General features: G+C 73.7%; 6 protein-coding genes. 4 read left to right on the forward strand and 2 right to left on the reverse strand.

Features of this window, described 5'->3' with window-relative positions:
• The first annotated feature begins 115 nt into the window (after positions 1 to 115).
• Positions 116 to 634: a MarR family winged helix-turn-helix transcriptional regulator gene (locus AC08OQ_RS17005; RefSeq protein WP_462188854.1), complete on the forward strand. Its 519-nt coding sequence runs from the start codon at positions 116 to 118 to the stop codon at positions 632 to 634.
• 63 nt (positions 635 to 697) lie between these two features.
• On the opposite strand, the gene AC08OQ_RS17010 is transcribed toward AC08OQ_RS17005, so the two are convergent.
• Both AC08OQ_RS17010 and AC08OQ_RS17015 read right to left on the reverse strand, forming a co-directional pair.
• On the reverse strand, positions 698 to 1,567 hold the full coding sequence (locus AC08OQ_RS17010; protein ID WP_476601582.1) for a PHP domain-containing protein: 870 nt from the start codon (positions 1,565 to 1,567) through the stop codon (positions 698 to 700).
• Positions 1,568 to 1,652: 85 nt separating this feature from the next.
• Entirely contained in the window at positions 1,653 to 3,095 is a 1,443-nt protein-coding gene (locus AC08OQ_RS17015; protein WP_462203433.1) for an aldehyde dehydrogenase family protein, read from the reverse strand.
• A 266-nt stretch (positions 3,096 to 3,361) separates the two neighbouring features.
• On the opposite strand from AC08OQ_RS17015, the gene gabT reads away from it, so the two are divergent.
• The 3 genes from gabT to AC08OQ_RS17030 form a co-directional block, all read left to right on the forward strand.
• Complete coding sequence (gabT, locus tag AC08OQ_RS17020; protein ID WP_476601583.1) at positions 3,362 to 4,789, forward strand: 4-aminobutyrate--2-oxoglutarate transaminase; 1,428 nt, start codon at positions 3,362 to 3,364, stop codon at positions 4,787 to 4,789.
• A gap of 175 nt (positions 4,790 to 4,964) precedes the next feature.
• Positions 4,965 to 5,609, forward strand: coding sequence for a DUF6758 family protein (locus tag AC08OQ_RS17025; protein ID WP_476612194.1), 645 nt, complete (start codon positions 4,965 to 4,967; stop codon positions 5,607 to 5,609).
• Between the two features lie 80 nt (positions 5,610 to 5,689).
• On the forward strand, positions 5,690 to 6,024 hold a 335-nt coding region (locus AC08OQ_RS17030; protein ID WP_476612195.1), incomplete at its 3' end, for a diacylglycerol kinase family protein.

Genomic DNA, 6,024 nt, shown 5'->3' on the forward strand with positions numbered 1-6,024 from the left:
ACGGTATATGCCTGGTCTGTGCCTGGTATGTGTCCCGGTGACGGAGGCGGCTGCTTGGGACGGTTTTGCGGGCGGGCCGCGACGTAGGCTGATCGTGCGGGGGCGGGAGGACGCGATGGCAGTCGAAGAGATGTTCGGCGCCAGCTCCGAGACCGGCGAGGACTGGGTCGACGAACATGGGATGCGGGCCTGGCGTGAGCTGCTGCACTCCCATGCCCACGTGACCCGGGTCCTCGAGGCTGAGCTCGAGGCGGCTCACCGGCTTCCCCTGGCCTCGTACGACGTGCTGGTCCAGCTCGCCGAGGCCCCGAACGGCGAGTTGCGGATGAGCGAACTCGCCCAGGCGGTGCTGCTCTCCCGCAGCGGTCTCACCCGGTTGGTCGACCGGCTGGAACGGGAGGGACTGGTCGCCCGGCGGTCCTGCCCATCGGATGCCCGCGGCACGCTCGCCACCCTCACCCCGCAGGGGCTCGACCGGTTGCGGGCGGCCTCGGGCACCCACCTCAAGGGGGTCGCCCGGCACGTGCTCTCCCACTTCAGCCGAACCGAGCAGGACCTGCTCGCCGAGCTGCTGGGCCGGCTGAGCCCGCCGAGGCCGGGTGGCAACGGCCGGGGGTGCGGCGCGGACGCCTGAGCGGCCACGGCCTGCCGGCGCCACGGCCTGCCGGCACCGCACCCCGGCCGGTACCCCGGCCGGTCATCCGGACGCGGTGATCGGGACCGCCCCCCGCGCGGCGGAGACCAACGCCTCGTAGGCCTCCCGGGAGGTGGTCTCGGCCCCGAGCCCCTGAGGCTTGCTGGCGCCGTGGAAGTCACTGGAACCGGTCGCCACCAGCGAGAGCTCGGCAGCGAGGCCACGTAGCCGGCGCCGCTCGACGGGTAGGTGATCGGGGTGATCGACCTCGAGGCCGGTCAGGCCCGCCTTCGCCATCGCCTCGATCACCTCGGGACCGACCGTGACGCCGCGCCTGCTCGCGAACGGGTGCGCGAACACGCTCACCCCGCCGGCGCCGTGGATGAGGCGAAGCGCCTCCCAGACGTCCGGCTGCTCCTTGCCCACCCAGTACGGTCCGCCCGCGCCGATCCACCGGTTGCTGAACGCGGCCGCCACCTCGGGGATCAGCCCGGTCTCGACCATGACCGCGGCGATGTGGGGCCGGCCCACCGTGCCGGCCGCCAGCTCCAAGACCCGTTCCCAGCGCACCGGATGCCCGTCCGCGGTGAGCCGGTCGACCATCCGACGGGCCCGGGTGGCGCGATGTTCTCGCACCTGGGCCCGGGCCGCCGCGAACGCCGGCTCGGCCGGGTTGAACAGGTAGGCCAGCACGTGCAGGGATACCCAGGCACCTGCTACCTCGACCTGGCAGGAGATCTCGGCGCCCGGCACCAGGGTCAGCCCGGCCGGCAGGGCCGCGGCCGCGCGGCCGATGCCCGCGATGGTGTCGTGGTCGGTGAGCGCGAGGACCGACAGGCCCTGCCCGGCCGCGAGCCGGACGAGGTTCTCCGGTGACTCCAGGCCGTCCGAGGCGGTCGAATGGGTGTGCAGGTCGATGGCCACCCGCTCCATAATGCTTCATAGTGGCAGCTTTTCGCCGCGCGGCGATGATGTGGGCGGCAGGCGGTGGCGGCGGGCGGCAGGCGGGCGGTGAGGCCTACAGGTCCAGATCGGTCAGGACCAGCACCCGCTCCTCGGTGAGGTCGGTCATGGCCGAGCGGACCCCCTCCCGCCCGATGCCGGAACCCTTCGTCCCACCGTAGGGCATCTGGTCGGCCCGGTACGACGGGACGTCGCCGATGACGACCCCCCCGACCTGGAGCTCCCGGTGGGCGCGGAACGCGGTGGCCAGGTCGTGGGTGAACACCCCGGCCTGCAGGCCGTAGGCGCTGTCGTTGATCCGGGCGAAGCCCTCGTTGACGCCGTCGACCGCCGCCACGACGATCACTGGGCCGAAGACCTCCTCGCCTACCACCTTGGCGGTGAGCGGAACGTCGGTCAGTACGGCCGGGCTGAGACTCGTGCCGTGGCGCGTCCCGCCGCAGACGAGTGTCGCCCCCGCCTCGACGGCCTCGATGATCCACGCTTCGACCCGTTCCGCCGCCGCGACGTCGATCAGCGGCCCCACGTCGGTGGCCGGGTCGGCCGGATCCCCGTCGTGCAGCGCCCGCACGGCGGCGACGATCTCGGCGAGCAGCTCGTCGATGATCGTGCGGTCTGCGTAGACCCGCTGCACGGCGATGCACGACTGGCCGGCCTGGTAGTTGGCGAACAGGGCGATGCGGCCGGCGGCCCGGGCCAGGTCGGCGGGAGCCGCGTAGTCGGCGGCGACCAGCACCGCCGCGTTCCCGCCGAGTTCGAGGACCACGTGCTTGCGGGGGACCGCGTCGCGGATGGACCAGCCCACCGGGCCGGAACCGGTGAAGGACACCACAGGCAGCCGAGGGTCTGCGATAAGCGGGCCGAGGCGGTCGTTGGGGATCGGGAGGACCGACCACGACCCCTCGGGCAAGCCGGCGTCGGCGAGCAGGTCGCCGAGGAACAGCGCCGACAGCGGCGTGCGCGGGGCCGGCTTCACGATGATCGGCGCGCCGACCGCCAGCGCCGGCGCCACCTTGTGGGCGACCAGGTTGAGCGGGAAGTTGAAGGGGGTGATGCCCAGCACGGGCCCGCGGGGGAAACGCCGGGTGAGCGCGAGCCGTCCCTCCCCGGTGGGATCGGTGTCCAGCCTGGTCAGCTCCCCGGCGAAGCGCCGGGCCTCCTCCGCCCCCCAGCGGAAGGTGGAGCTCGCCCGGGCCACCTCGGCACGCGACCAGGTCAGCGGCTTACCGCTCTCCGCGGTGATGAGACGGGCCAGTTCGTCGCCCCGACGGGCGATCTCCTTCGACACGGCGGCGAGCGCGCCGGCGCGGACGTGGGCCGGCAGCGCCGCGAACGCTGGCGCGACCGCCGCCGCGGCGGCCACGGCCGTCTCAACCTGGTCGGGGTCCGGCTGCGCGACGACGGCGACCTCCGCGCCGTCGAACGGGTGCCGGACGGTGGTCGCCGCCGGCCCGGTGGCCGGCTTGCCTGCCAGCCAGAACGGCGTCGGCTCGCTCATCGCGCGGATGACCGGTCGGCGCGGGCGGCCATCGGGCCGCCTGGCGTCGAGCCGCCTGCCGTCGTCATCACCATCGAGCTCATTCTAGGCGCCCGTGCGGGCGGGGTGCCGGCGGCGCGCCCGGTCCCGCCCGAGGACCACCGACCGGATCCCGGCGGCGGGGGACGATGGCCAGGCCAGGCCAGGCCAGGCCAGGGCCGCGGCGCGGGTGGCCGTGGCCGTGGACAGGGTATGTGCGCAGGCAGACGATCAGGTAGGAGCCGACGATGACCATTCCTAACCAGGCGGCGACCGGAACCGGCCTGCCCGCCACCGGCGGCCCGCGGCTGCCCCAGGAGCTGCGTCTGTACACCGAGATCCCCGGCTCGCGGTCCCGGGCACTCGCCGCGCGCCGCGCCGGCGCCGTGGCCCGGGGGGTCGGTGAGACCCTCCCGGTCTACGCGCACGCGGCGGGCGGCGGGGTCGTGGTCGACGTGGACGGCAACTCGCTCATCGACTTCGGTTCGGGGATCGCGGTGGTCAGCGTCGGCAACGCCGCGGACGAGGTTGTCGAGGCCGTGCGCGAGCAGATTGGCCGGTTCACCCACACCTGCTTCATGGTGACGCCGTACGAGGGCTATATCGCCGTCTGCGAGGCGCTGAACCGGCTGACGCCGGGTACCCACGAGAAGCGCTCGGCATTGTTCAACTCCGGAGCGGAGGCCGTCGAGAACGCCGTCAAGATCGCGCGTAGTGCGACCGGCCGGGACGCGGTCGTCGTCTTCGAGCACGCCTACCATGGCCGGACGAACCTGACGATGGCGATGACCGCGAAGTCGATGCCCTACAAGAGCGGGTTCGGGCCGTTCGCGCCCGAGGTCTATCGGATGCCGCTGGCGTATCCCTACCGCTGGCCGACCGGTCCCGACCGCTGCGGGGAGGAGGCCGCCGAGCGGGTGATCGAGCTCGTGCGGGACGAGATCGGAGCCGCGTCCGTCGCCGCGATGGTCATCGAGCCGATCCAGGGGGAGGGCGGTTTCATCGTCCCCGGGACCGGGTTCCTGCCCCGCCTCGCCGAGTTCTGTACGGCTTCGGGGATCGTGTTCGTGGCGGACGAGGTGCAGACCGGGTTCGCCCGGACCGGGACGATGTTCGCCTGCGAGCACGAAGGTGTCGTCCCGGATCTCATCGCCACCGCCAAGGGCATCGCCGGCGGCTTGCCGCTCGCGGCCGTCACCGGCCGTCCGGAGATCATGGATGCCCCCCAGGCCGGCGGCCTCGGCGGCACCTACGGGGGGAATCCGGCGGCCTGCGCTGCGGCTCTCGCCGCGATCGACCTCATCGAGTCCGTGGGCTTGGCCGGCCGGGCCCGCCGGATCGGCGAGATCGCCCTGCCCCGCCTGCACGCGTTGCGCGAGCGGTACGACTTCGTCGGGGACGTCCGGGGGCGGGGCGCGATGGTCGCCCTGGAGCTGGTCCGGGGCGCCGGCGACGACAGCCCGGACAAGGTTCTCACCGCCGCCGCGGCCGCGGCCTGCCATCGTCGCGGCCTGATCGTGCTCACCGCGGGCACCTGGGGCAACGTGCTCCGGCTGCTGCCACCGCTGGTGATTGAGAAGTCGTTGCTGCTGGCCGGCCTCGATCTCCTCGACGAGGCGTTCGCGGAGCTCGCGGCGCGCCGTCAGCTTCCCTTCCCGGCCCGCCCGGAGGCGTGACGGAGGGCTGGAGGGTGACGGAGGGGTGGCGCACCCGGCTGTTCGGCACATCTGCCCAGGTGGGGCGATTGCGGGTGGAAACCTGGTGGGGCGATTGCGGGTGGAAAGCCGAGGGCATACCGGTGCCGGAGTGCCGATGTTCGGCGACATCTCCACCTACGCCAGGAGGCGCCCGGTGACCATTGCTGCGGCCTGCCCGCGCTGTCTCGGACCGCTGCGTCCACCCGATCTGTGGAGCAGCCAGTGGCGGTGTGACGATCACGGGGAGGTGAGTCCCTACCGCACTGCGGTGTCGTCGCGGGAACAGGCGCTCCACGCGCTGTCGAGGACCTCGACGGTCCCGGTCTGGTTGCCGCAGCCGATGCCGGTCCACTGGTACGTCAGCGGTGTCGGCTGGGCCGGTGACGAGCGTACCGGGCCGCGTGCTATGGCAGTCGCCGCCGCCGGGCCCTCCCCGTTGGGCGGGCCGGCCGAGATGGTGCTTGTCGCCGAGGCGCCTCGGGTGGGACTCGGCGCCCGGCTCGCGGGCATCAGCGGTCCCGATCCCGAACCGCTGCCCGGCGTACCGGAGGCGAAGGTCGAGGCCGCCGGGCATCCCACGGCGTTGTGGCCGCTGGTCGTACCCCCCGATCGGGCGGCGTTCGTCGGGGAGGCCCGGGGGGTGTGGCTGTGGCTGGTGCTCTGGCCGGCCGACGCGGCCCTGCTCCTGCTGGAACACCTCGTGCTGCGGGACCTGCGCGACGATCCGCAGCTCGGCGAGCGGTCGTTCTTCGGCGCCTCAAGCCAGCATCTGTCCGCGGGGGCGCTGCCCGGGCGGTGAGCCGCCATGGTCACGGAACCCCGGCCCCGGAACCCCGGCCGCTGGGGGACTTGGTGCACCCGCCCGTAAGCTCGCTCACCATGACGGACGCCGCTGCCTCCCGCACACCCTCCTGGGGAAGCCTCGGTACGGTGGCGCCGCAGCCGGTCCGGGTCGAACCCGCCGAGGTCGACCGTTACCGGCTGGCCGTGATCGTCAACCCGAGCGCGGGTCACGGGCGGGCGATGCGGATGCTCGACGGCGTCCGCGCCGAGCTCGCGCGCTGGGCACGGGACGTCCGGGTCACCCCGACCCGCGACCTCGCCCATGCGGACGATCTCGCGGCGGCGGCCACCGCCCAGGGCCGGGTCGTGGTCGCGCTCGGGGGCGACGGCCTAGCCGGCGCGGTGGCAGGGGGGGTGGCCCGCTGCGGCGG

Source organism: Frankia sp. CcCS3 (assembly GCF_977927575.1).